General features: G+C 36.4%; 22 protein-coding genes and 1 pseudogene. 5 read left to right on the top strand and 18 right to left on the bottom strand.

Annotated features, from left to right (window positions below; all coding sequences use genetic code 11):
• Positions 1-1,136 precede the first annotated feature (1,136 nt).
• Positions 1,137-2,357, bottom strand: coding sequence for an S-layer homology domain-containing protein (locus tag BLS14_RS28205; protein ID WP_090955039.1), 1,221 nt, complete (start codon positions 2,355-2,357; stop codon positions 1,137-1,139).
• A gap of 2,240 nt (positions 2,358-4,597) precedes the next feature.
• Between BLS14_RS28205 and BLS14_RS28200 the strand changes: the two genes are divergently transcribed.
• Positions 4,598-5,125, top strand: a complete 528-nt coding sequence (locus BLS14_RS28200; protein ID WP_090955037.1) for a GlsB/YeaQ/YmgE family stress response membrane protein — start codon at positions 4,598-4,600, stop codon at positions 5,123-5,125.
• 160 nt (positions 5,126-5,285) lie between these two features.
• Here the strand turns inward: BLS14_RS28200 and BLS14_RS33610 are convergent.
• Positions 5,286-5,401: pseudogene (locus tag BLS14_RS33610) on the bottom strand (hypothetical protein); the annotation flags it as partial.
• 133 nt (positions 5,402-5,534) lie between these two features.
• Between BLS14_RS33610 and BLS14_RS28195 the strand changes: the two are divergent.
• Positions 5,535-6,020 carry a stalk domain-containing protein gene (locus BLS14_RS28195; protein WP_090955035.1) on the top strand — a complete coding sequence of 162 codons (486 nt, stop codon included), beginning with the start codon at positions 5,535-5,537 and terminating at the stop codon, positions 6,018-6,020.
• A gap of 105 nt (positions 6,021-6,125) precedes the next feature.
• The gene (locus BLS14_RS28190) at positions 6,126-7,253 is read left to right on the top strand and encodes a hypothetical protein (RefSeq protein ID WP_090955033.1); all 1,128 of its coding nucleotides are present in this window, start codon (positions 6,126-6,128) and stop codon (positions 7,251-7,253) included.
• A 28-nt stretch (positions 7,254-7,281) separates the two neighbouring features.
• Here the strand turns inward: BLS14_RS28190 and BLS14_RS28185 are convergent, their stop codons facing one another.
• A complete protein-coding gene (locus BLS14_RS28185; protein WP_256336721.1) occupies positions 7,282-7,947 on the bottom strand; it encodes an SLOG family protein in 666 nt (221 codons plus the stop codon).
• Between the two features lie 307 nt (positions 7,948-8,254).
• Between BLS14_RS28185 and BLS14_RS28180 the strand changes: the two genes are divergently transcribed.
• Both BLS14_RS28180 and BLS14_RS28175 read left to right on the top strand, forming a co-directional pair.
• Complete coding sequence (locus BLS14_RS28180) at positions 8,255-9,361, top strand: hypothetical protein (protein ID WP_090955031.1); 1,107 nt, start codon at positions 8,255-8,257, stop codon at positions 9,359-9,361.
• Between the two features lie 143 nt (positions 9,362-9,504).
• Positions 9,505-10,272 carry a copper amine oxidase N-terminal domain-containing protein gene (locus tag BLS14_RS28175; RefSeq protein WP_090955029.1) on the top strand — a complete coding sequence of 256 codons (768 nt, stop codon included), beginning with the start codon at positions 9,505-9,507 and terminating at the stop codon, positions 10,270-10,272.
• A gap of 60 nt (positions 10,273-10,332) precedes the next feature.
• On the opposite strand, the gene BLS14_RS28170 is transcribed toward BLS14_RS28175, so the two are convergent.
• The 15 genes from BLS14_RS28170 to BLS14_RS28105 all read right to left on the bottom strand — a co-directional run bounded on the left by BLS14_RS28170 (position 10,333) and on the right by BLS14_RS28105 (position 24,758).
• A complete protein-coding gene (locus BLS14_RS28170) occupies positions 10,333-10,695 on the bottom strand; it encodes a cyclic-phosphate processing receiver domain-containing protein (RefSeq protein WP_090955027.1) in 363 nt (120 codons plus the stop codon).
• A gap of 40 nt (positions 10,696-10,735) precedes the next feature.
• Positions 10,736-11,464: a hypothetical protein gene (locus BLS14_RS28165; protein ID WP_176854811.1), complete on the bottom strand. Its 729-nt coding sequence runs from the start codon at positions 11,462-11,464 to the stop codon at positions 10,736-10,738.
• Positions 11,465-11,490: 26 nt separating this feature from the next.
• Positions 11,491-11,922: a hypothetical protein gene (locus tag BLS14_RS28160; protein ID WP_143021593.1), complete on the bottom strand. Its 432-nt coding sequence runs from the start codon at positions 11,920-11,922 to the stop codon at positions 11,491-11,493.
• A gap of 129 nt (positions 11,923-12,051) precedes the next feature.
• The gene (locus tag BLS14_RS32810) at positions 12,052-12,210 is read right to left on the bottom strand and encodes a hypothetical protein (RefSeq protein WP_176854809.1); all 159 of its coding nucleotides are present in this window, start codon (positions 12,208-12,210) and stop codon (positions 12,052-12,054) included.
• 32 nt (positions 12,211-12,242) lie between these two features.
• A complete protein-coding gene (locus BLS14_RS28155) occupies positions 12,243-12,506 on the bottom strand; it encodes a hypothetical protein (RefSeq protein ID WP_256336720.1) in 264 nt (87 codons plus the stop codon).
• 48 nt (positions 12,507-12,554) lie between these two features.
• Entirely contained in the window at positions 12,555-12,887 is a 333-nt protein-coding gene (locus BLS14_RS28150; RefSeq protein WP_090955021.1) for a hypothetical protein, read from the bottom strand.
• Positions 12,888-13,641: 754 nt separating this feature from the next.
• Positions 13,642-14,007 (bottom strand): hypothetical protein, encoded by a 366-nt coding sequence (locus BLS14_RS28145; RefSeq protein ID WP_090955019.1) that lies wholly within the window; start codon positions 14,005-14,007, stop codon positions 13,642-13,644.
• Positions 14,008-14,051: 44 nt separating this feature from the next.
• Entirely contained in the window at positions 14,052-14,525 is a 474-nt protein-coding gene (locus BLS14_RS28140; RefSeq protein WP_090955017.1) for a hypothetical protein, read from the bottom strand.
• A 224-nt stretch (positions 14,526-14,749) separates the two neighbouring features.
• Positions 14,750-15,328, bottom strand: a complete 579-nt coding sequence (locus BLS14_RS28135; RefSeq protein ID WP_090955015.1) for a hypothetical protein — start codon at positions 15,326-15,328, stop codon at positions 14,750-14,752.
• Positions 15,329-16,452: 1,124 nt separating this feature from the next.
• Positions 16,453-17,778, bottom strand: coding sequence for a CHC2 zinc finger domain-containing protein (locus BLS14_RS28130; protein WP_090955014.1), 1,326 nt, complete (start codon positions 17,776-17,778; stop codon positions 16,453-16,455).
• Between the two features lie 790 nt (positions 17,779-18,568).
• Positions 18,569-20,062 carry a hypothetical protein gene (locus tag BLS14_RS28125; RefSeq protein WP_090955012.1) on the bottom strand — a complete coding sequence of 498 codons (1,494 nt, stop codon included), beginning with the start codon at positions 20,060-20,062 and terminating at the stop codon, positions 18,569-18,571.
• Between the two features lie 672 nt (positions 20,063-20,734).
• Positions 20,735-21,967, bottom strand: a complete 1,233-nt coding sequence (locus BLS14_RS28120; RefSeq protein ID WP_090955010.1) for a hypothetical protein — start codon at positions 21,965-21,967, stop codon at positions 20,735-20,737.
• Between the two features lie 304 nt (positions 21,968-22,271).
• Positions 22,272-22,538, bottom strand: coding sequence for a hypothetical protein (locus BLS14_RS28115; RefSeq protein ID WP_090955008.1), 267 nt, complete (start codon positions 22,536-22,538; stop codon positions 22,272-22,274).
• Between the two features lie 196 nt (positions 22,539-22,734).
• The gene (locus BLS14_RS28110) at positions 22,735-23,880 is read right to left on the bottom strand and encodes a replication-relaxation family protein (RefSeq protein ID WP_090955007.1); all 1,146 of its coding nucleotides are present in this window, start codon (positions 23,878-23,880) and stop codon (positions 22,735-22,737) included.
• Complete coding sequence (locus tag BLS14_RS28105; protein ID WP_090955005.1) at positions 23,880-24,758, bottom strand: S1 RNA-binding domain-containing protein; 879 nt, start codon at positions 24,756-24,758, stop codon at positions 23,880-23,882. Before BLS14_RS28105 ends, BLS14_RS28110 begins: the two co-directional genes overlap by 1 nt.
• Positions 24,759-24,852 lie beyond the last annotated feature (94 nt).

Genomic DNA, 24,852 nt, shown 5'->3' with positions numbered 1-24,852 from the left:
AAGGCTGCCCGAAGGGACGACAAAATTATGTTGAATGATATTCTCAACATAATTTTGTCGCCTTGCTCGGAGAGGTTCAATATGATCCCATGCGGTTAGATGGCTAGGGAATACGAATGATGTCTTTGAAAAACGAAATATGGTAAGGCTGCACGCAAGGTATGCGAACGTGCCTTGTTTTTTCTTCTTCGATTATGCAAACAAGGGTTTTGCTTCAAAGGTCTACACAAGCGTTTTTGAACGATGAAGGAATGAAGCGAAGCGTAATGGAATCATGGTTCCTTATTTGCTTCGTAGTACATGGTGGGTATTGTGAAGTGGAGTGAAAAGGAGCGAAGCAATGCCCATGATGTATGAGCATTGCCCCCAAATCTTTTGCTTCCTTGCTAGTCCCGTTAAGAATTCCAATGGAACCCGGACGACTTATCCGGGTTCGCTTGGGATTTAGGGACGGTGAACTGCGGGAATAAACACCTGCTATCTACATTCTTTAGATTTTTGTGTAAATAAGTTTGCGCTGGTATTTGCTGATGGAAGTTAAATGCACTCCTAAACTACTAATCTGACCTGACCTCGGGTCTGAAGCGCTGAAATGTATACAGAGCTACAACTATCAATACTGGCTATAATATCAGTAGAAGGCAGCGTGTAGGAATGATAGCATCTTCACTAAAGCCATTTTATCTTTTATAGCGCGGCTTCATCCGGTAATCTTACGAATTAGTATGAATTGAGAAGCATATAACAAATATGTTTTCGTAACGGCAATACTTATGTATATATCTTACAACTTTATCCAAGCACATATTTTCAGCATAAAACGATATTCAAGTTACTGTTCATCGTGTAGTCATTAGTATCAATTCCAATCCATATATGGCTCATATCAGCACGAACGAAATCGAGACGAAATGCTGCACATTATTTGTGATGAAACAGAAAACCTTTTGCCGCACCTACTTCAAAATAACTATCACATTCACTTTATTACTTACATTTACGTATACGTAGATGTATAAATGCACAAAAGGCCATCTGCGAGTTGCAAGTGGCCTTTTGTTTGCTATTAATAACAAAACTAAAGAAAACAACCAACATACTGTTCGTTAGAAGGAGTATGCTGAGTCCGATAAGCATTAGATGTCGTCGCGAGTTCCTCTCAGACTAAGAGGGACAATTTGAGTGAAGCGATTTCCACTTGCAGGGGTTTGCAGACGGATTTCTAGATTTCCATATTCTTGTACAGTACCCGTTTTTGGAATAATAACTGCTGGTACGTCGAAGTAGCTATTACGATAAAGTCTAGCTATTGCATTCAGTTCACCTTTGGAAAACGCATTGAGATCAGGACTACTAAATCCATCTACACGGAATTGAAGATCTTTTGAAGAGTTATATTTTTTTGTATCTTTGTTGTAAACTGTTCCACCTTTGAAATACAGAACATAACTGTTTTTCTGATCTTTGACCATCAGATTCATAATGGAAGGACGGTTGTTAAACCATTTGAGCGTGTTGATTGGCGCAATCAGACCAAGGTTCGGGTCGTTAGGATCTGAAAGATCAATAGCGACAAGGGCGTCCAGCTTCCCTTGATACAGTCCATCTTTCGATGTGATCGTCATAAGCTTTTCGTTCCACATTTCTTCCACCGAGTCTTTTCTAGCTTGTCTCAGATCGGATTCTGTTGTTACCCATATTTCCGGCATCACGGTGAAGATGTTTGTGCCGTGCCAAGCGATTTCAGCACTGCTCACCGCATACTTATCGGCTTCAAGGGACGCGCCGGTATTCTTGGAAAGAATACGTTCGATGACAACGATTGCCTGCGCACGAGTGGTCAGCCCTTTCGGAGCGATCTGCCCTATACCGACGCCTTTAATGAGACCGGCTTTCGTAGCGAGGTACATCCATTTGTCATCTTCCTTTGTTGTTTCCCCGATCGCACGAGCTGCAACGCGGGCCATTTCTTCGCGTGTCATGACTTTTGTCCAAGCCGTTTCGTTATCGTTGAAATCGGCAGATGCATAAAGACCTGCTTTGCTTGCGGCGTCAACGTACTCAATGTACCATTTACCGTTTGATGGCGTGGTTTCTAGTTCCATGGCCGAGACGACCATCTTCACGAATTCTACGCGTGTGACACTGGCGTCTGGCTTAAATGTACCGTTCGTGTATCCATCGACATAGCCTTTGGAAACGCCATTGGTTATGGCGCTGGCTCCCCAGTGGGTCGATTGCACGTCGGAAAATGGTGTTGTAGCGGCTTGCGCGTTAGGTATTGTGATGCTCATCGTACCTATCATAAGCGCTGCTGCCAGTGTGATTCCTGCGAATTTGATAAACTGTTTTTTCATGAACTCTCTCCTTTTGATTCAGCGCTCTTGATTTAGGAGAAAACTCCTCAATATTCATTATTGTCACTATGGGCTTAGCGGTTAAATGCTCCTTGCGAAAGCAAGTGGCTTTTTTGTATCTAAAACTTTGGTTGAGCTTCCCTAAAGGTACACAAAAAAGGATCGTCAACATTTCTGCAACGATCCCTATTGTCCCGCTAGTTGAAAACAGTCGTTGATCACTTGTGCTGCTTCTTCCCGAGTCAATCCACGCTTAGGCATGAGTAACTTGACTGCTGTTACCTGCCAGGGATGTTGCGATTACAGTTACATTGAAAGCAATAGGAAGACGGCAAATTACCGTAAGTTTTAGAAAGATTAGTTACAGAATACCCGATATCATAATTAATCGTAACTACATAACCAGTGGCATTGGTTACCGCATCCTAGCTTACCGTAATACTATTCTCTGTTGAGGTTCCTACCACGTTAATAGGAATATTCACTTATCCTATATCGTAAGCGTAATCGTGAAATGAGTCAGAAGGCAGTAAAAAGCTAGTAGTATCAAGGTTTTTTCATATTGGTAAAATTTATTAATTCACGATAGAACTTTCAAAAAATACGGGCAGGACAAGGGATTACAGCATTTTTTTAAACTTCAATCTTGAGGTAACAGGATTATCTAAAATGATGACTTATTAACGCAATATTTTCATATTTGTTCACGTATCTTAACCATGTAGCACATCAAGTTATTAATAAAACCTTTATAAATAGAGAAAAAATCAAGTAAACTTTACCGAAACAAAAAAAGGAGTTGCTTGATCGCAGACTCCTCTTCTCTATGTGAAACACTGGCTTTACCTAAGTATGAATATACTCAAATCACTCTGCTCATTATGTAAGAGGCTTCTCCAGATATTTTATTCTCTTCGTCTTTGAGAACAAGTAACCATCCCTATTTACCTAATGAATTCAATACATCTAAGAATTTACTTGAATCATCAAAGTCCTTCTGTAACTCTTCTCCATTAATAAAGTATGATAAAGTCCATGAGAAATCGTTTCTGTCAAACCTTTTTATTAACTTTCCATATTCATATACCACCATACATTTCCCCCAATCATTTGGCGATATTAATACATAAGAATGAACCGAATTTTTGATATAAGCTCTCATTTAGATACTTACTTGGCGCAATACAGCCTATGCTCTTTTGAAGTCAACCCAATTAACCAATTTTCTGTGAAGCATCCCTTCTCTAATAGTAACTCAGAATAGGACTTATGAATTGAAATGCCTATTTTATTTTTGAGAAGTCTACTTTGTATGTCACTGAGAGTTCTTTCCCAGCATACATATAGATTAATTTTGAAATGTAAGAAGTGTTATATTTCATGTTTGAAAGGCAACACACTAAACTATGAATACATAGAATGTGAGACTAAATAATAATGTCAATCGTTGATCAATCGTAGTCGACGTTTTTTCCTTAGCTAAATTGAAATTACAGTAAATATGAGAGTCTAGGAACAAATTTGATAATAAATACTAGATCGTAACCTCAATCGTAAAGAATGCAGCATTAGAAAACTCAGTAGTATCAATACTTTTCCACATCCAAAAAAAGTTAATTTCACGATTGGAATTTAAAAACGTTGATAAATAAGGGGAAATCAAACAAGTCTTAATCGCAATCGTAACATAACAATTAAACGTTAACGGAAGACATAATTAAGGAATATTTACAATGATTTCTTACCGTCTCCACAACTAAGAGAATTAGACAAGAGATTTATTGTTGTTTCTATTTCCGAACTTCTACTATTTCCTAAGTAAATAAGGAGTTGGTCAGCTGCAGTCTCCCTATTGTATGTAAAAGTAACAATTATTGAGATAAACTAAGTAACAAATCACCAGAATCCAGAACAAAATTTATTAGCAATTCCCTGCCCATGCCCTCTCATTTATATACCCTATGTATACAAGTAATAGTTTAATCGATTATCCTAAAGATATCGCTCTGCTAATGTTGTTATTGAGATATTTCACGCAAATAAAAACATTCACACATTCTGCTCGCTCTATTCCCCATCCTATCTGACAGATAAGTAAACCTGCTCTGCTTTTGCAGAATGTCCAATATATCTGACAGTTACATCGCCATAATCAATCACTTTTCTAAATACTTCTTTTATTAAGAATTTTCTATTTACATCCGATAATAAAATGTACATATTGATTTGGAGGTGACAGAGTGCAGAAATACTTAAATCTCATACATAGTAAAGGCTTACCTAATGTAGAACCCGATCAACAAGTAATGCTTATTTATCAAGAAGACTCTATTCAGTTTAATGCAAAGCAGATTATCCCATTTGAACGTCTGAAAGGAATATCTCGTGGAAGTGAGTCCTACACTATTCCTGGTGGCCCCATTAGATCTGCAATCGGTTTTGGCATAGTATCGTTGATTGTTGGGGGAATATTGGGAGCCATAGTTACTGGTGATAACGCAAGCTTTGGAATAATAACTGGTATCGTTGGCTCTATAGTTGGAGCCATAAAAGGGTTACAACAAGTAGAACGAACCAGAGATGTACTAACTGTATACTACAATTCGATTAGTAATACTGAATCCGAAATTCGTCTACTGTCATTCCAAAAAACTGATACACGGACTTTAATGGCAATGGTCAAATCTATTAATGACAAAGTTGGATACACAGACTCTAATTCTAGTTCAAATACAAAATCTATGAGTACAGAACCGTATGAAATTTAGAGAGCCTTACCGTAGGCTCTTTTTTCTTTGTATAAGATTCCTTTCATAAACTTATTCATTTATTCTTTCTTAATCTTTGTTTTCTTTCATTACTTTACGTCTCAATTCTTTTGAAATTTTAATAAACTCATGATCTGATATGTAAGAAAGCATACCGCGTTGCAACTGCCAATGGTTTATTTTTGTACTGAGGCATTTTCGCCTTTTCTACACTGGCATAGAACGATTCATGTCAATCAACATAACTGTCCGCTCTCCCGTTTCACATAAGAACATTTGTTTGTATAAGTATTATACACCGAACATACGTTCTTTATGCAACAGGGAATTTTTATAAGCGACTTTAATCATCTGGAGGTATAATGAACTTTGAGAAATTAACTACATTACACAGGGAGAGTTTTAAAATATGAAGGATAAAGTAAAAGGATTGGTTGTTGGTATTCTGATAGGTTCAACAATTACAGGAGCAACAGCTTTTGCAGCAAGTGGGATATCCGTTAAGGCAGTAATTCAGAAGGTTAACTTATATGTAGATGGGACAAAGAAAACAACTGCAAACGCAATTACATACAATAACACTACATATGTACCAGTTAGAAGCATGAGCAGTGCATTGGGGCAAAACGTAGCTTTACGCGATAACAACCTTTATATCGGGAAGATTCCTAAGTTAAACATTACAGAAAAAGAAGCAGTCAAACTTGTTAAGAACAAATATGGCTACAACAGTTCATATTTAATCGTTGAAGTTGATAATGAACTAGATAATCAATATGTAGTTCATGTTTATGAAGTAGTTATTGATGATGAGAAAACTGGAGAAGGTCATACAGCAACATATGGTTGGTATTATGTCGATAAATCAAGCGGGAAAATATCATCAATGTTCTAAACAAAAAAAGGGCTCTTTAATGAGCCCACTTCTTTGTAAAACTTGTCTTTTATTCGCATTTTTTAGAATAGAAACACAAAATAATAAATACAGGAGCTGTATCTCATGTACAAACTAGTAAAGCCACCATCTTTAATTGCGTTACTTTTATTTCTGGCCGTTTTTGTTTATTATCCCCAAAAAACTGTTGCAGCATCTAATATTATCCCTTCGGATGTGTATCTTTCAGGGGAGATCGCAATTTTCCTAAATGGAGAAATAATTATAACACGAGAAAAAACCTATTCGTTTGATGGAATTAAGAACTCTGGCATTTATATTCCGCTTAAATTATTATCAAAAATTGATAATATATCTGTCAATTACTCTACACCCATCACCATTAATTCAATTGCTGGATCATATAAAGTAAATAATTCTAATTCAGTGCTCTATGACAACACTACTTACCTAAGCCTTAAAAACTTTTACACATTCACAGGCCTATCCGGGGAATATCTCTACGAAGCAAATTCATTGTTTTTATGGAGTGACTTAGAAGGACAGACCAAAACCAAAAAATTGATAAAGCAGATTAAAAGTGTCAAGTATGATTATTTAAAATCATTCATGGGTCAGAAGGTATATGTTTTCGAAGGCGAGAAGGTCGGATGGGTTGTAGAAATGAATTATTTCAGCAAAGATATATTTGAGTATAAGATACTTCTCACTTCTGGAAAAGTCATTGAAGGGTTAGTTGTGGGTGAAAGACCAGATTCTTTCATTACATATTTAGACTATGAAATGATAAATAATCTCTATTCAGGTAAATATTATTGGGCTAATAAAAATCAGTTACCTTCATCAAATCCGCTACTCAACATAGAAAAGGTATACTTCAAATCCACAAAAATAAAAGGAAGTGATTTGGTAGTTCAAGCTAATCGCGCAAATGGAGCCAATATTACATTCAAACTTTCATTTTTTAATGACCCCAGTGAACCAATAAGAAACGGTTTTTACACTGTAAATCCGAAAACTCTCTACCCTAAATGGACATCCGACATTTGGACAAAAATCTCACAACAAAAAATAAGCATCGGTATGAGTCAAGATCAAGTAAAACTCTCTTGGGGAAGCCCAAATGATATTACTTCTTACACCAGCAGTAACCTTAGAATGGATCAATGGGTCTATGAGAGCACTTACTTGCATTTTTATAATGGAAAACTCGAATCTTGGACTGATTTGTAAAGAGCAGCTTAAGCCGCTCTTTTTTCTTTTAACTATTTGACCCATATGTTATATCTAATTCAAAGTCATATTGCGGTTTCAAATTATAAAGGGTCTTGCCCACTTTACGTACATATCTACAGCACTTACCTGTTCCACCCTTTGTCCCATCCCCAGTTGAAACAACGATTCTACTCTGATCTACCATGCACTCATTACGTTTTTGCATTTTTGCAACATGATAATCACCATTAGGTACACCGTCAACTTTGTATTCTGGCAATTCATCTACATAAATAACTTCATCGGCTACATCAATCATCTTATTATACCAATGTTGAGTTTCACGATCATTCCATTTGATTGCTTGGTTCTTGAAGGGTACAGCTACAATATTTTTGATATTTGAATGTGCTGTGTTTTTTAATCCTTGTACAGTCCAAAAGGCAATCTGGTCGAATCCTATTGCTCCACCAGACACAAAACGTTCAATTCCATCATTCTTAATGAGTTCTTCTAAAACTGGTTTCAACTTGCTGCTTATGTATTTGGATTGACTATCTGTAAGGCTATAGCAGTTCCCTAATTTATTCGGACGATGACCTGTAAATGAAACATTTTTACGCTCAAGCTCTTCCTGTGTTCTTCGCTCTTCACGTCTTCTGCTCATCTCTTCTTTTCCTTCAGGAGAATTGAGATATGCGAAGTCGACCATATTTACTTAACCTCCTTTTTTTAGATGATATCAAGTCTTTGTAGTGTTGCGATTACCACAAAAGATACCATCATTACATAGAAGTATGCTTTATGTGAGAATTTCGACTTGTTAGTGAAACTTATGAAGCGACTAGGAAGATATACTAGTGCCATTGTTCCTAGCATACCTATTGCTGTGTTAAAGTAATTTATCAGAATGATTTATAGCTCCTTTCTCGGTGAAATGTTCATTTCATTCAATATTCTATTTATTATATGGCTTGTGTGATAATATACATGTTGATTCTCAAAATTTGGAGGGAAACATGCGAAACTATATTAGATATTTAGTTGGTTTATTTTCGATTTTTTTATTCTTTTGTATTCTGCCTACACCTACAAATGCAGCAAATGGCAACACCCTTGCTAATTCTTATGCACCAGAGGAAACAGCAGTCTTTTTGGATGGAAACATTAAAGTATTAAAGCAGAAAACTTATCTAGCTGATGACAATAATTTATATGTACCTGTAAAGTTACTAAATGATCTAGATAACATCAAAGTGAATTATAGTAATAACATCAGCATAAGCTCTACCAAAGGTAGCTTTATTCTCGACAAGTCAAATTCTCAGATATATCAAAATACAACTTACATATCTTTAAAAAAGTTTTTGAGTATTACAGGTTATTCAGCTAAACACATTTCAAAAGGCTTTTCAGTTTTTATTTGGACCAATAAAGACGGTCAAACTAAATCTAATAAAATCATCAATAACTTTACAAAGATCCCTGAAGGGGTTAAATACTATCTTGGGTCAAAAGTGTTTATGTACGATACCAACAAAACAGGATGGGTTATTGATCTTAAATACAGTGGATATTTGACATATGTCACTATTCTCCTGAATGATGGAAAAATAATCGAAGATACAATTCTTGATTCAGAGCCTTATTCCTTCTGTCACTTTTCCCAGTACGAATTAATTAAGAGTGGGTTTAAAGGGAAGTATTACTGGGCGAATTCCAATAGACTTCCATCATCAAGTCCATTACACAACATTGAAAAAGTATATTTCACCTCTTTGGATTTGAAAGATGGAAACCTTGTAATTAAGGCTAACCGTGCAAATGGGAACAAAGTAACTCTAAAATTGCCTCTGCATGGATATCCATCAACAGACATACACGACTTTTTTTACTTTTCAAATCCAAAAAATTCTTACCCAAACTGGTCAAAAAAAGTGTGGGACAACATTGCTAATAATAGGATCTTTATCGGCATGACGACAGAACAGGTACTTATGTCTTGGGGGAACCCTAATGATATCAGCACCTACCGTAGTTCACTTGCTACAACTGATTTGTGGTCATATGAATATGACTATCTCTACTTTTATAATGGAATATTGGATTCTATTTCTACATTTTAAGTGGTCAATATGACCACTTTTTTTTATTTAAAATATGTATTTCATAAAAAGTACGAATTAGAACTCTCGGAAAATAGTGGAACTTATGACCTACAAGTGATACTATAGACTCATCTGTCTATATTAAATTGGAGGTTAAAAGTATGAAGAAACGTACAGTAATAATTTCTACAATTGTACTTTCATCAACAATGTTTGTAACGGGAGCGCTAGCAGCTTCAAATGGCTTTTCAATATTCATTAACGGTTCCAAACTAAGTACTGAAGCAAAAATTATAAACGGAACAACATATGTGCCTTTGAGAGCTATTTCTGAGTCATTAGGAGCACAGGTGGACGTAAATAATTCTCAAAAGAATATTTATATCACAACCAAAACACAAGTTCCCGCCAACACTAACACTGTGAATCAAGGAACAAACAACACCCCAGCACCATCGAATAGTTCACAACTCGCTACTAGAACGAATCCTGCGAATGTTGGAATAGTTGTCCCATTTGAAGGCAAGACATCCTCTAATCTTGTAAAAGGAAACATTTCTATCAGCGAAGTTATCCGTGGTGATGCTGCATGGAAAATTATCTATGACACAAATAGCTTCAATAGACTTCCCAATGATGGGCATGAGTACATATTGACTAAGATTAAATACGAGCTTAAATCTAGTGCAAATAGCGAAGTGGCTGAAGAAGTTAGTGATTATGACTTCACTTTGGTTTCTGGAAGTGGTGTAGATTATCAAAGAGCCTCTGTAGTGCTACCTGATCCACAATTTAGAACGAAAATCTACGCAGGTGGTTCTTATGAAGGATGGGCTGCTTTTGTGGTCAAAACTGATGACCCTAGTCCATTGTTGGCTTATAACAGAAAACGGGATGGTTCAAGTGGGATTTGGTTTAAACTGAATTAATTAAATCAGGTCGTACCTTTTAAGGGGGGCGACCTTTTTTTTATGAAACACGCTTTTTACTTACTCACCAGAATACCTATTCACCGTTATCGGATAATGATATATCTCAATATCTTCACTAATAAATCCTCGACGCTGAGCTGCTAGTAATGTCTCATACATATTCTGTCGTCCTACGGGGTTGTCTGTGTGTATGTATATCTTGTCTGCCCTTAATCCATGTTCACAGAAGTACTTCACCAATTCATATCCATTGGGTAGCTCTTTACCATCTACATCTTCGCCCAGATCGTGGTCTAATGTAAGAATAGCCACCTTTCTAGTCTCAAGTATATGTATGGCTTCATAATATGTACGAGCGACCACGAAGCCTTCTGGACAGTCTCTGAGGTCGTCAACGTATAGGTTAATCTTATCTGTCATGGTCACACATCCTTCCTTCTTTCCTCGTGAAACACATCTTTTACTTTGGGATCTCTATTTCAAAATCGTTAAATAATGAAAGAGTGTCTGTGCACGATACAAGACTATCTTCAAAGGTACTCAGATTGATCACTAGCGGTTCTTCAATTGCAGTATTATAAAGTGCAATTCTAAATTCTCTCTGATGTTCAAAAAATAAATCTTTTGTAAAAATGGATGTAATATTTCGATTTTGGTAATTCAGCATTCTTTCTTCTAGATTGAGATTGAAATCGGAGTACTCTACCAATTGTGCATAAAAGTCAATTTGCTTATCATCAAAATGTTTTTGAACTGACTTTATAAAACAAAAGGGATTAATAATTACGGCTTTACTTCCAAATGTCGACAACATTAATTCTTTTACATCTTCAGATATATCAAGTTTGGCAATATAGGAGTCTGAAGTTTCATCAACAACAGCAAAATCATTGCCTTTAAAAGCAGTCATACAATAAACAGGAATTTTACTAATAGCGTAGTCTCTTTGAATTACTTCAGGAGAAATCCCTTCTAAAACCACTTCTTTTGTTTCACTATCGATTAATTTAAATTTGGTATGCCTAATGACATTCGCCCCATCAAATTTATCTCCTTGGCCTTTTACTTTTGTTTTATTTTCAAGCTCGACAAAATAATCTATGTTATTCATGTACAGCTGCCCATTTGCGATGCTATCCATAAATTCAGGTTGAGTAAACTTCACTAGCATTAATGTGAAGTTTTTCATACCCATCAATTTCTGATACCTTCATTTTATCGACCTTCAAACTTCTTTTTTAGACGAAGATACTCAGACCATTCTGGATCATAATCTCTTCCCCAAAAACTATGAGCTTTATTCAGCTCTGAAATATAAAATGCATCCTTTTGTTCTCTATTAATTAGTGAGCCATCGTATAGCCCTAAGTCTTTAGCTAATTTAAAAAATCCATCACCAGGTATTTTGGTTTCTTTGTTAACCACGACAACTGATAATAGAGGGTTCTCTTGTTTATTTTCTTCAACAGAAATATCTCCGAGAAGACCTGCTAGCGATATTGACATGGGTTCCTCTTCAAGATCGAATTGTAATTTTAGGTAACGAGAAATATCAGAATATGTACATACTTCCCCCTTCGATGCTACATGTAGAGTTAAATGAGATGCTAAACTTAAGCGAACTATCGAGTGTTCCTCTTCATCCAAGAATCCTACCTTCTCATATTTCAATCTCCATACCATTTGCCGTCACCTCAAAATAGTTATCTTAAGTTATTTAAATTGTCTTCTTCCAACATTAAATTAAGATAGTATTGAAAAAATTGGATAATCACCTCAGTTTTCTCTCAAATTGTACGATGGGAAAGTCACCTTACACCTCTTACAGATAACCAGATCAATTACATCTACAATATCTCCGTTCTGTTCTTGCAGCACTTCATAACCTGCATACTCCACTTCATTCGACTCACAATCTGGACATTCTAACAACAAAATATTACCTCCTCAATTCATACCAAAAAACTTCACCTATTCTCATAACGAATTAGCTTTTCAATCACATCAGCGAGCATTATTTTGAACTCCAAAGAGCTGTTTTTAGCCACTGAGAACTGCGCGTCCAGTTTCTTGTTATAAATCAGCTCATTTATTTCCTTGATCAATAAAGCATCCTTTTTCTTATCACCAAATAATGGGTTTTCTTTCAAAAGTGCAGGGACTCTGCATATCTGTTCCAATGAAAGTGCATCAAATAAATCCAATAATTCAATGCTTCCATCTCTCTTCACCTTTATCGATAAGTTTGTGGTCAAACCTACACCCCATTTCTAGAAACTTCATAGTGCCTTATCAAATACATCTATTACTCCAATACTATAAAGTTGAGCTACATCATAATTATCATATCCTTGCTGGGAATCAATTTGCTCATAAAACATATCAGCAACAAGATCTGAGAGTTGATCAATATTTAATAGCGTTTTATGAGGTATTCCTACTTTCTTAACTAAGTAATCTTCATTTCCATTCTTTATGGTGTAAACAACATACTCAACGTTATGTATATATCTCTCTTTATACATTTTAAGTGCTTGAGGAGTCTTACTGAAAGTAACTATTTCTTTCCCTTCTTCATCAACATTCCTTAATAAGTATACCTGAGCTTCCATACCATACCCCTTCAATGATGTAAAATGTTATGATTTATCAACTTCGACGTTTTAAATAATAGGCTTTACTTAGGGCATCTGGATACATTAATCCAATTTGCTCTTCTTCTCTTCTATTTATGTAATCTAATATCTCATTGTGAACAAAACCTAGGGTAAGCGGGCTTATCTCCTCTCCCTCTATCTTCCACTCGTGAGATATTAAATCATTGATTTGTTCTTTAAAAAAGTATCATGATTATATGGATTTATTTTTTTACATTTTTTTCCTTTGCCGTTATCTCCGTGAAAGGCTAATTTCATCGTCTTAATAGTGTACCATCATTCAATTTCCCCCTGAAAATTTCAATAGTTCTATTGCAACTGTTATGTACAGTAGTCAGCCTTTTAGCGCAATCGTTAAACAGCTCGGGTCTATCTCTATGACAGGACTCGCAATCCGCAATTTTAGACGTTCGTCCAGGTCTTTTTTCTGTTGGATTCGGAATTTCTATCATCTTTCCATAGTAACATTCATGATCGTAGTCTATATGATGTTTTGAAACCCGTGTAGAGGATATGTTCTGTTACACCATGCGCATCGATTATCTTCCCTTATTCTTAAAAATTCCTTTAAGAATGGATTTTTAGTTGTTCTGCTCCTAAATGCTCTCCATGCTTCTTTGTTTTCATGTTCTGCAGCCGCTTCCGCACTTCCAAGCATTGGTATGATATTATAGTTCATAACAAAGATTATCTCTTCTGAATGAAAGACTCATTTTATTATCCCAAAATCCAATAGCATCTCCAGTACAAAAATTAAGAAATACACCCCAAAACCCAAGCAGATACAAGTAACCAAAAACGATATAGGAATTGCTATCATAGCCGGGTAACTTTCTCCATAATGATGTCCACATTTAGGACAATGCTTTGCTTCATAAGATATTCGGCTTCCACAAGAGGAACAGTTAAACATCTTATGTTTTTGTCGTTTTAGTCCGCCTAAGATCAAGCGAATAAATCCAACTAGTGCATAGACTCCAGAAATGAGTAGTAAAAACGTAAAACCAATTGCCATGATTAAGGCAAACCAATCTAGAAATGAATCTTTCCACTCGTTAATATTGCTTGTATTCATTATATATCCTCTTTTCATAGAGCTAATTCCATAAAGGAATTGTTTTACCCAATTCTTTTATATTGCCGTTCAATTTCAGTTACTAATTCGTTAAACATTTGAGATAAATCATCGAGCCATTCATCGGGGGTAGCGTATAATTCTTTTTTTTGTGAAACAAAATCGAGTCCTCTGACCTTTTCGATAATAAGATAAGGTAAATAGTGCAAACTTCGAAATAGTATAGGGCGAACTTTGATTTTATATTGTTCAAGATTAAAGAAAAACAATCCAGTATAGTCTTCTTCAACATATTGTATTTCACCAATGGCTTTTAGAAACTCATTATAAATATGAAATTCTTTTTCTTCTTTCTGTTTCCTTTCTACTTTTGTTGCCTCAGTGACACTCCAATCCCTAGCTTCTTGATTTTTTATTTGGTCATCTTTAGATTTAAGTATATTTGTAATTAGAGTACCACTTATAGTTAAGGCAGAAGCCCCTAATGCACTTATAACAGCTATCCAAGCAGAATCCATAGCCCTCTTTCCCCTTCTATGTAAAAGTATTATTTCACTAAGAATAACTTCGCAATTTAAATTGAATTATCAGTAGATAATACGCTGGTCCCTATCAATACAGTTACTTCGCTACCACAATTATACAACAACAAGTGTCCATTCACCTATGTATTATGAAGCAAAATATCACCTTATATATAAATAGAAAGAGACTCATCCACCTGGACAAGTCTATCAACTTACTACTTACTCTCAATCAACCTTATCTCTTTCTCTACCTCTTCCAATAGTGGTTTAGCTGCGGCAATGATGTATTGGACGGATTCATCAATTATAGGCTCTATTTCCTCATTTACAAACTCGTCTGATAGTTTTTTATATTTAGCCATGTTGTGTAATCCAATCATATTTTTACTCAAGTCTAAAATTGCTGTTTGAATTGGTGCGAACTGCATAGGGATCGTGTCAATAGCTGTGTTTAATGATTCATATCCTCTTAAATATTTCCATAATCCATTCAACATAGCTTTATGTTCGTTCACGTTAAACAGTGGACTGTTAACAATCAACTTTCCTGTTAACGATTCTTTGGTGTAATACTTATTCTTTGCATTATAATGTGTAATTACAGTTTTCAATTCGTGTCTTAGCATATGTAACAACTTGATACGCTGATTTCGTTCATCTTCTAGCTCCTTTTCTTTCGCCTTCTTCATCGTTACCCTAACACTCAACAATACGGCAAAAATAGGTACAGCAACGCCTGTAAACAATGTCATTGGTACTCCGCTATCCCATACAGACTTTATCCATTCTGCCATCCTTTCACTCCTTAAGCATGATAGGAATATAATACCACCTAACATGCTCAAAAGGAGTATTTGAGTATTGGATATCGAGATTTACGATACCCAAATTGAGATGTAACAAATCGGGACTTCCGAAAACTCAAAATGGTAAGTCACCTGTGAGATAATAATTGACTCGCATTTCATGAGTGAGTTTTCGGTTTCGGTTAAGAATCTAAATAAACATATAGGATCACATGTCGGAGAAATTGTATATGATCGTTGTCGCCCATATCGACCATCAAGGTTACCGTGTCAATTCAGATTCAACCTGAACCCGACCTTTTTTTAACTTTGAAGTTAGAAAGTGATTATTTCCGTTCTCAGATTAACGATGTGGCTTCAACCCAAACGTCTTATACAATCCTCGTTGGACAAAATTTTCGCGCGAGAAAAATGTTCTTTCTTAGTGAAGGTAAGTTATTCGTTTCAAAAGAAATAGTACCGTAGCCCTTCAGAGGAGATTGTTGACTCTAGGACAGACTGTTCTAGAGCCCATTCCGAGGAATATCTCGTTATGTTTTACGCAATATTAAACAATTGTTATAGGATCTGTGACTCACGCTGTTCCATTGCTGGATACGCTCTTCATGAGCAGGGACAATGCTATGTTTAAAATATTGTCGTAATGCTTGAATTGGATTTAACAAGTACATATCAAGAAACGACTCATCTGACATTGGATTAAGACAAAGTTGCTCTTTTCTCATTTCGTTTAGAAGATCGAAAACTTGGTGCCCATTGGGATCAAATGGAACACGCATCATGAAATCATAGCGCAACTCTTCAGTAACAGATTCTAGCTTCCCAATTCCAATGCACAGATCGTACAAACAGCGACAGAGAAAAAAGCTTAACAAAAAGGTCACTACCATGACCAAACTTGAATTTAGCCTGCTAAAGTTCTCAGTTTCAGTGAAAGTATTTATTATTATTGAGTTACATTGATTATGTATGATGTGAGAGTAAGATGAGGCTGAGGCCGAAGAAAGTAGCTGAGTGACGCCAACCGTCGGTTGCGTCTAGTAACTTATTAAAACGTCGTAACCGAGGGTTTACCTTTTCATATACTAAAGAATAGGTTTAACAACGCTCAATCATAAAGTAACTAGACGTCTTGCTTTGGTACGCAAGTCTATTTCAATGGGTAGAATAGACTGCAATAAGATATCATCGAGTCCCTTCCCCAATTGTGGATCCCAGCACCAAATGACAACTTCAATGCCCTCATCTTCTAAGGCTTGCTTTGCAAACTCTGTCAGATGTTCAAATACGTACTTATTCTTTCCTGCTTCTTTCGTTTCGTCTAAGAGAGCATCCATATCCATAGCAATCACTAACTTCTTGGTTCTCCATTCACGAAGGAGGGGGAACACATCCCTGTAAATACCCACGCCAGGTATACCGATTAATAGTTTCTGAAGTATATTACTAGATATGTAGGATTTATGTTCACCTTCGCTACAAATAACAACATCTGACGCAAGATATTCAGTGATTTCTACTCCTATCTCCCAGGCTTGAAGGATTGAAGAAGGTGCAATGATGTTTATTGGTGCTCCAGAGGATGCACCTGCCTTTCTCATTTCATTTACATCATCAACATATTCAATGTTAGGAGCGGAAGAAAACCACATGTATTTTTTATCCTCTCTTCCGGTTGATACACGCAATCTGATCACTTGCCCTATTGCATTTCGCAAAGGAATAAAGTATTTACCCGATGCAGAGATAGTCCAAAACCAATCTCCCTCATGAATGGGATCTCCTCCTTTCCGAAGTCTCTTTGTAAACCCTGGAACACGATCTAAAAAGAATCCTTCACTTAATAATGTACGAATAATTATGTTCAATTCTTTGTAACTCTTAGGTACTGATCTCAGTCCTATCGCTACAATTTCTTGATCTGAGTATTTTCTTTTAGATCTCCATTCATGGACATGTTCTTCATACATCGGGCACAAGGAAAGGAATCTGCGGTACACTCGATCACATATTTCATCAGATTGCGGTTCAACCTGTTTAATGATAGGTCGTGGCTGATATTTGGGAGTTTTATCTTCATCGGAACGCTTGGATTGACTATCTTCATACACAACATTAATTTCCATGATCTCTGCAATTCCTAAGATACAATCAAAAAAATGTTTTCTGTCCCATTCTCCGAATTGACTCCAACAATAAAAGGTTATTGCATCTGCCCCTTTACAACCACATCCCCCTCCATCAAAGCATTTGAAAATACCTTTATATTTGGAGATATATGTTTTCGGTCTTTTTTCTGAGCCGTGATTCGGGTTGGGACAATACGTGACCCAAGAAGTGCCTGAACTTTTTACGTTGTAACCCATTTGTACAGCTAATTCATACGCTGTAACATTTTTGACTTCATCAATCGTTTCTTCACTTATAAATCTAGTCATCAGAGTTCCTCCTCTTCCATAAGTTCGTAGAACGACAAAAAAACACTAACCCTTTCCAATGACCAATACATTCCTAAAAAAGGCATAGGTATCTCAGCATGAGATAGTTGGTCACTCGAAAGAGAAGTGCATTGAAATAGAATTGTCCTTTTGCGTAAGCTAGGACTTATAGGCATTAAAAGCTGTTGGTATAACTGTATTTTACCATAGCTAATCCTTTTGATAAAGCAAATAACATGAAGTGAAGACTGTAGAAGAAACTACTTCTAAATGATCTACTTAATAAAAGATCGATATAGAAACGAGTACATACTTGTCCCATATACGTGTAAAGACTTATCAACAGATAAATACAGAACTACGGTAATACGAATCCGATAAATACAGGAATAACTAAAAATCAGTCATATGATTACAGAAAATATTGGAGAAGAAAATACTTATGAATATAACTGACTTATGACACTTGGCAATTGTCCACAATACAGAATTCAATCAACTAATTAATTCTGTATTTATATGAAAATAATATTATAGTGAGACATCTAATCAAACTATCTACAGTATCTTTCTGTATTTGTACGAGGCAAATTATTTCTTTCTGATAAAATCCCACTTTTTATTCTGTATTTATATGAATAATATCAAAAAAAAACAACGGTTCGTATTGAACCGTTGTTTAGCCTCTTCTCTACCTTAACAATTACGATATAGTCTGTTTCGCAAGAATTCACAGACATAACTATTTCATCAAAACGAATAACCCTCTTTTTTTACTGCTTAAAGAAGGCTAGGCCGAGTGCTCTTTAGTTAGAATATGATGTTCAAGTTTGAAGTCGAGAGGAACATCGGGAATTGTAGTCCAAGATGGCAAAATCTCTATTTTTTTGATCATCCACTCTCGCACTTCTCGTGGTTCATATTCATTTTCCAAGCGTAAGAGCGCTTGAATTTCAAGCTCTTTATATTTATTCGGACATTTTCTTAATGAGAAAGCATGATTTCTCATGGTTACCGCATCCAGATAATATTTCAGCTCTGTAGATTGAGCATAGTCATGATGGCTAAATGCCGGTGGTCTTGTATAGCTAGCTTCTAAGGACCTGACAGAAGTCAGACAAAGTTTAGTAAACTCACGTTGACTGAAACTACTTGCTACAGCTGCGAACTCATATAACCTATTCTCATCTAGTTTACGAGGACAAATAAACTTGTATACCCCCGTTTGCTTCGCGATTTCTAGATAGGTCACCATACCTTTATGACGCATCTCATCTCGTATGAATTCCATAATATCGATTGGGAACATCCGGTTCTTTTCATATAGTTCCCTGATTTTCTCGATCACATAAGCCATGTACTTATAACTTTTGCCACGCAGCAAACGAACTAATTGATAGAAGTCACTTCCATCATTAAGAAACTCAAACTCTCCAATCAAATTTTCTGAAAGGAGATTCTTGAGATGTCTAATAACCCTTCTATATGTCTTTTTGCCTTGCAAGACCTCTCTATACTGGGTTCCAGGAATATATTTGCTTGTATAAGCTTCGTTGACGATTACCGTCAATTTCGGTGATGTGGTTCCTCTTCTAGCCTCAATGTTCCAAGATTTTATGAGAGGCTCTTGATGGTGTATCGTTGTCATTGAAAGAAGATGGAGTATATTCTTCAACTCGTACACATGCTTCTTATGGAGCTGTTTCAAGATCCCCTTTTCTTTATTGAGCCAGTAAAAAACCTCTTTCTCTTTCTCGTTACCTTGTTTTCGTAGCAAATCAAAGACAAACTTTTGCGCAGAAATAGGAAGATCCGTAAAACCTTTAGAAAATACAAAAGGGTCTACAATCACAAGACGACCAATCTTATTCGTATCAGGATTAATAAAGTTCGTAAGAGAAAACTCACTTGTTACGCCAGACAGTTTTTCTTGAATGAGGCCCAAACGTACAAACTTCTCAAAAGCTATGTAAAATTGATCATCGCAACAAGGATCTTCATAAAGCTCATAAAGCTTTTTATAGATTTGGTGTTTCGATACGTTTTCAAGCTTACCTTCTGAATTAAAACACACATGTAGTGTGACCATGAGCATAATATCTGCTTCTGTCACATGCCACACTAACCGGCCAACTCCATTAGATCGTGTTCTGAACTTTTCACTAGTGTGTATCTTTTCGGAAATTGAAAAAAGCGCATCAATAAAACCATCGGTTAGTGCAATGTCTTTTAATCCATCTTCTTTACCTTTAGGTTGGGTAAATTCAAATACAATATCAGTCACGTTGGGCCTCCTTTCTCTCTTTATATGAACCCCCAATGTTATGTAGGTGATAGACTGTATAAATACATTACTAGAATTCATTGGATACAAATTAAAAACAGCCTTTAAAAACACTTGTCTTGTGTATAATTTGATGGTCTGGTTAACTATGAAGTCTGACTCGCAAGGGTACTAGGACAAAATTGTCCACAAGAAGAATCCCCTAAAATAGAGTCCTAAATTTTATCCACAACTTTGAGGTATGATTTACCTTTTTACCTATTTCGACAGTATCATTAACGGTGTTTGTTGGTCAATCGGAGGAAAATGTATGATAAACTACGGAGTAGAATGTATAGTTCCTTCAAAAATACATTCCACTCCCTTAACTATACATTCTACTCCCTACTAAATACCTTTTACTCCCCATAACATACATTCCACTCCGTTCTTAAACATACATTCTACTCCGTGACTTTTTCGAACTTTATTTTTTTTCGACGGAATTATCCACAGTTTTAAATTTACATTTTGATATTAGTATGTTCCCATTCGTCAGAGTAAAATTAGAAATAAGAAAATAAACCATCACGGAGTAAAATGTATGGTTTTTTAGGGAGTAAAATGTATGTTGTTTTAAGGAGTAGAATGTATGTTAAAAAATCGTACTTAGAGAGCCCGCGCAAATAGCTCTCAAAGCATTTTTTGTGATGAATCAAGTTCGACTGTTCCTGTTTTGCCTCGATGACCCTGAAGCCACTCGCTTGGTGTAAACTCAATGTGGGTAAACTTACGTTTGCTCTTGCACATTTTGAAATCAGAGATGATATCAGCGTCCAATAGATGCGCAAAAGATGTTTCGATGGTCCGTATGGTCCTCGCGCGATTAAAATTCGCATCATTTCCATCTTTCAAAATAATATGATCAATGAGCTGATCTAAGGAGAATGACGTAGTTCCATTCTCAATAGCATCCAAAATATTTAAATAAATCATTCTTGCATAAGAAGTTGGCAACTCATTGTAAATCACCATATTAATAAAAAGATAATTTCCAGCCAGTAATGATTCATGAAGTACTTCATGAAAGGTTATTACTGCAGCACGTTCCTTTCCTTCCTCTTCTTGAGTCCGCGCAATCCAGGCTAAACTCTTAATCGGTCTATGTTGAATCGTAGCAGAGTAATATTCAGAGATAGCAGGGTCAAAGTATTCCTTATACTCAATCCACGTCGCTGCGATATTTTTCAAACTCTTATGGATTAGTTTGTACTCTCCCCCAGAAGGTTTTGTAATCATAGCCTCGGCTAGGTCCTTAAATTCAAACTTGATCTGTTTATTTTTCCCTTGATTTAACCACAATTTAAACAGCCCTATTAATACTCTTGTATCATAAGTATTCAATAAAGCCCCATTATCATTCTTGTATATCATAGGACGGAAACCACGTCGTTCTAACTCCAGGATGTCCCCTCCAGTAAGTTTGTTCATCCCATGAGGTGTTCCACTAAGAAAAAGTCCACCTTTGATTAGATTCTTCTCTAAAATATGAGAATGGGAATTATATTGCTTTCTATATTCCCGTTTCATCTGCATTGCCAGTTCAATCGATTTGATAATTAGATCATGATGGACTTGTTCTAAGAGATCTTCGTCCGTGATTTTTTGACCAGAGCTCTGTATCGTTAAATACCTTTTTAATAGCTCCCTCTCTTTATCTCTATATTTCTCCAATATGGGTTTTAGCTCATGCAGATTACTATTCATAAAACTTTTCGCAATCGTCTGCAAGTCACCCTGAGTAAGACTCTCAATTTTCCCAGCATCCATTCCAACTTTTTGCATGGCGACCGTTTTCTGAGCTAAGGAAGAAATCTCATTGGATATTAGGTCTTTAAACTTAGACATATCTTTACTCACCTTCATTCCGCAGATTTCTCCTTTGTATTGTAATAGCTCGGCAGCCTTAAGTCTATTATCCGCTTTGAATCTTTCGTAGCTTCAATCATAAGATCCTTGCTGGGCTAGTCTGCTAGATTGAGCAGAATTGGAACACGATGTATGGCAAATCTATTTTGTAATTACATTCAGCGTTTTCTGATCGATGTGGTGTTACTATCACTAGTAGGAATCGGCCTAGACCGTTAAGGAAATATCGACGATTCATGGTACAAAATATTAATCTTATGAAAAAACCTGGCTGAATGCCAGGAGAGTGGGGACACTTCTATTAGTTCAATACATCTTTATGATATGTAAGAAGATGGTCATTTGCTCGTTTCCATTCCAAATCATCGACAATATCATGTAGCTCAGACGATGCCCCTTCAGTTTCCACTACTTTAAATAGGTTATATGAAGTATCACTTGTGCTTGCTGCAACGTAACCCTGTTGCTCAATATAAAACATTTTCAAATACTTAAGCTTCGTTCTAGTGTCCAATTTATCGCTAATAATAATTAAATCAACCGGAAAGTTCTCATAATTCCCACTCATCTTCTTCAGTCCCCGTTCTAGTATATTTATATATTTGAGCTTTTATCTACATTAGTAAACGTCATAATAATCAAAACATATCAATTATATTCACACTCTAAATAAATGAATATAAGTTGTCAACTAAAATTCCCATGAAATATCATAATATGACAAAAGCAATAACTTGTTTTTAAAGGTGCCTTATCTCACTCATTTAAATATCGTCATCATCTTCGATGTCTGGTTGCAAATTAGCATAATACTCCGATGCAGTCATCCCCTTGTACCCCGCTTTTAAATAAGGTATGGAGACACCGATTAAAGCTTCTTTTTCCATATGGTAATTGATAAAAGTCTCTGGTCCAATGCCAGATAGCAGACGTTCATCCGTAGTGTATCGAACCTCGACACTTGGCATATACTTCCGTTGCAACTCAGAAAGAAACTTAACCCGGCTATCCCCATCCACAATCATAATAACCCTCGTAGGTCTTTGATGTTCTGGTAAGGAAGTGAACGCGAGTTCCGTACGCTGGAATCTCGTAATGACTTTGTTGATCCAATCTCGAGATGGACGAAATACTTCTATCCAGAACAATTTAAAATCATTGCTATCCTTAATCACTCTAAAGGAGGCATAGGGATAATGATTGGACTGAGCATTAGGAATTTTGATAGGTGGACGTCGGGTCCACTCAACCATGCGATCAATTCGTACCAATTCGCTATACAATTCATTCGCCGCTAAATCCAGAAAGAAAATATCCATCGATGGAGAACGCCCAGGTGGGAAAACAATCGGTTGGAGCCAAAACTTGTCTGGAAGTCTCTTCTGGAAAATAAGTTCGGCTGCTTGTGCGCCTGCTTTGGTTAAAGCATAGACTTGAGGCTTTTTACGCTGCTGAGCACCTATTAACGGTGAAACCCATGAAAAGGCACATATAACCCCATTCTTTCTGCACTTTTTAATAAAATCAACCGTACTCCTATCATCTTCTTGACCCGGATTCAAGGATCTGTGAATCTGACTTCTTGTTGCTATTCTAATAGTAGAAAGTAGATCGAGTAGTTTAACTTCTTTTTCTGTGAAATGACCATCGGATAGCTTTGTATCTAACCAATACTGGCCGTTTCGTATCCCTTCATTTGCTTTAATGAAGACTTGCTGTGCATACGGATCACTAAATAACCCAAACTCAGATCCGTCTGGCAGTAACATTTCTTCAATGTCTCCTGGAGAATCCTGGCCATAAGGATTCAGTTCTGGAGGCACAGTCTGGAATACTGAAGAAGGAGGTTGATTTGTCTGCAGATCGTGTCCAGTTTGTTCAAATTGAAGAACGCTTGAATTTGTAACCATTAGTGTATCACACGAACGCCGCGTCTACTTCCAGCGTTAATTGATCTTTGAGGAAGGATAGTAATGGCCTTAATACGTCTATCCCGGTGATTGATCTCGAGAATTTTAACGGTTACCTTTTTACCTTTTTTCAAGACATCAGGATTCGCGTTTGGTGGGAAGTTTGTTCGCACAATCAAACCAGACGAACCAAGAAGTTCTAAGAATACACCGTGCTCCGGGTGAATTTTAGTAATAACCGCTGTATAGGATCCTCCCTCTTTGTAATCGGCAATTTGTCCCCATGGATCTCTCGACAGAACTTTGGCATTAACTTCAAGAAGTCCATTCAGGTTCTCCTCATTTGGAGCTTCGAGTTTCGTGATCTTTATATCGAGAGTATCCCCTATCTCAAATTCACTTCGCATATCGTCAATGTAAGAGTAACTGACTTCCTCTCTGCTCATAACAGCAGGAACACCCTCAACAAGTAAATACAGGCGAGACATATCCATTCCACGAATAAATCCAACCATGACTTGTCCTACTTTAGCGGACTTCCAAAAACGGCGTGCAGAAACCTCAAGAGCTTGAACCCGATCAGCTAAAAACCAATGACCATCAATGTCCACTGTTTCTACAACAAATTCGAATTCTTTTCCCAGAAAGTGATGAAGTCCTTTGAATTCGTAATTATCGATCCGGGACTTAGGAAGGTAGCCAAAAACTCCTTTGTAATTAAGTTTCAACATTTCTTCCTTTTTGTCACCCAGGGTTAATGTTTCTAATCCAATAGCTTCAGCATAAAGAACTTGTTTCACACGCTGCGATTCTTTTATATCAGCCCATCCTAGTTGTTCATCCCCAACATTATCATAGCGTTGTTCAACTTGGCGCATATTTACCCCTCATCTTTCCTACTCAATTTGGAATATACATGTTTGTCCGGAAAACAAAAAAAGAAGCACCTCGTACAAATGTCAATAACATTTG

Source organism: Paenibacillus sp. OK060 (assembly GCF_900101205.1).
GTDB classification, from domain to species: Bacteria; Bacillota; Bacilli; order Paenibacillales; family Paenibacillaceae; genus Paenibacillus; species Paenibacillus marchantiae.
This window is presented reverse-complemented; position numbering and strand designations above follow the sequence as displayed.

Coding starts and splice junctions, on each gene's coding strand:
- BLS14_RS28135 (WP_090955015.1), bottom strand. CDS start 15,328: ATGGCAGAATGGATAAAGTCTGTATGGGATAGCGGAGTACCAATGACA.
- BLS14_RS28120 (WP_090955010.1), bottom strand. CDS start 21,967: ATGAAGGTGAGTAAAGATATGTCTAAGTTTAAAGACCTAATATCCAAT.
- BLS14_RS28105 (WP_090955005.1), bottom strand. CDS start 24,758: ATGCGCCAAGTTGAACAACGCTATGATAATGTTGGGGATGAACAACTA.
- BLS14_RS28205 (WP_090955039.1), bottom strand. CDS start 2,357: ATGAAAAAACAGTTTATCAAATTCGCAGGAATCACACTGGCAGCAGCG.
- BLS14_RS28195 (WP_090955035.1), top strand. CDS start 5,535: ATGAAGGATAAAGTAAAAGGATTGGTTGTTGGTATTCTGATAGGTTCA.
- BLS14_RS28145 (WP_090955019.1), bottom strand. CDS start 14,007: ATGAATACAAGCAATATTAACGAGTGGAAAGATTCATTTCTAGATTGG.
- BLS14_RS28170 (WP_090955027.1), bottom strand. CDS start 10,695: ATGACAGATAAGATTAACCTATACGTTGACGACCTCAGAGACTGTCCA.
- BLS14_RS28140 (WP_090955017.1), bottom strand. CDS start 14,525: ATGGATTCTGCTTGGATAGCTGTTATAAGTGCATTAGGGGCTTCTGCC.
- BLS14_RS28180 (WP_090955031.1), top strand. CDS start 8,255: ATGCGAAACTATATTAGATATTTAGTTGGTTTATTTTCGATTTTTTTA.
- BLS14_RS28185 (WP_256336721.1), bottom strand. CDS start 7,947: ATGGTCGACTTCGCATATCTCAATTCTCCTGAAGGAAAAGAAGAGATG.
- BLS14_RS28130 (WP_090955014.1), bottom strand. CDS start 17,778: ATGACTAGATTTATAAGTGAAGAAACGATTGATGAAGTCAAAAATGTT.
- BLS14_RS28110 (WP_090955007.1), bottom strand. CDS start 23,880: ATGGTTACAAATTCAAGCGTTCTTCAATTTGAACAAACTGGACACGAT.
- BLS14_RS28190 (WP_090955033.1), top strand. CDS start 6,126: ATGTACAAACTAGTAAAGCCACCATCTTTAATTGCGTTACTTTTATTT.
- BLS14_RS28165 (WP_176854811.1), bottom strand. CDS start 11,464: ATGAAAAACTTCACATTAATGCTAGTGAAGTTTACTCAACCTGAATTT.
- BLS14_RS28115 (WP_090955008.1), bottom strand. CDS start 22,538: ATGAGTGGGAATTATGAGAACTTTCCGGTTGATTTAATTATTATTAGC.
- BLS14_RS28175 (WP_090955029.1), top strand. CDS start 9,505: ATGAAGAAACGTACAGTAATAATTTCTACAATTGTACTTTCATCAACA.
- BLS14_RS28150 (WP_090955021.1), bottom strand. CDS start 12,887: ATGGAAGCTCAGGTATACTTATTAAGGAATGTTGATGAAGAAGGGAAA.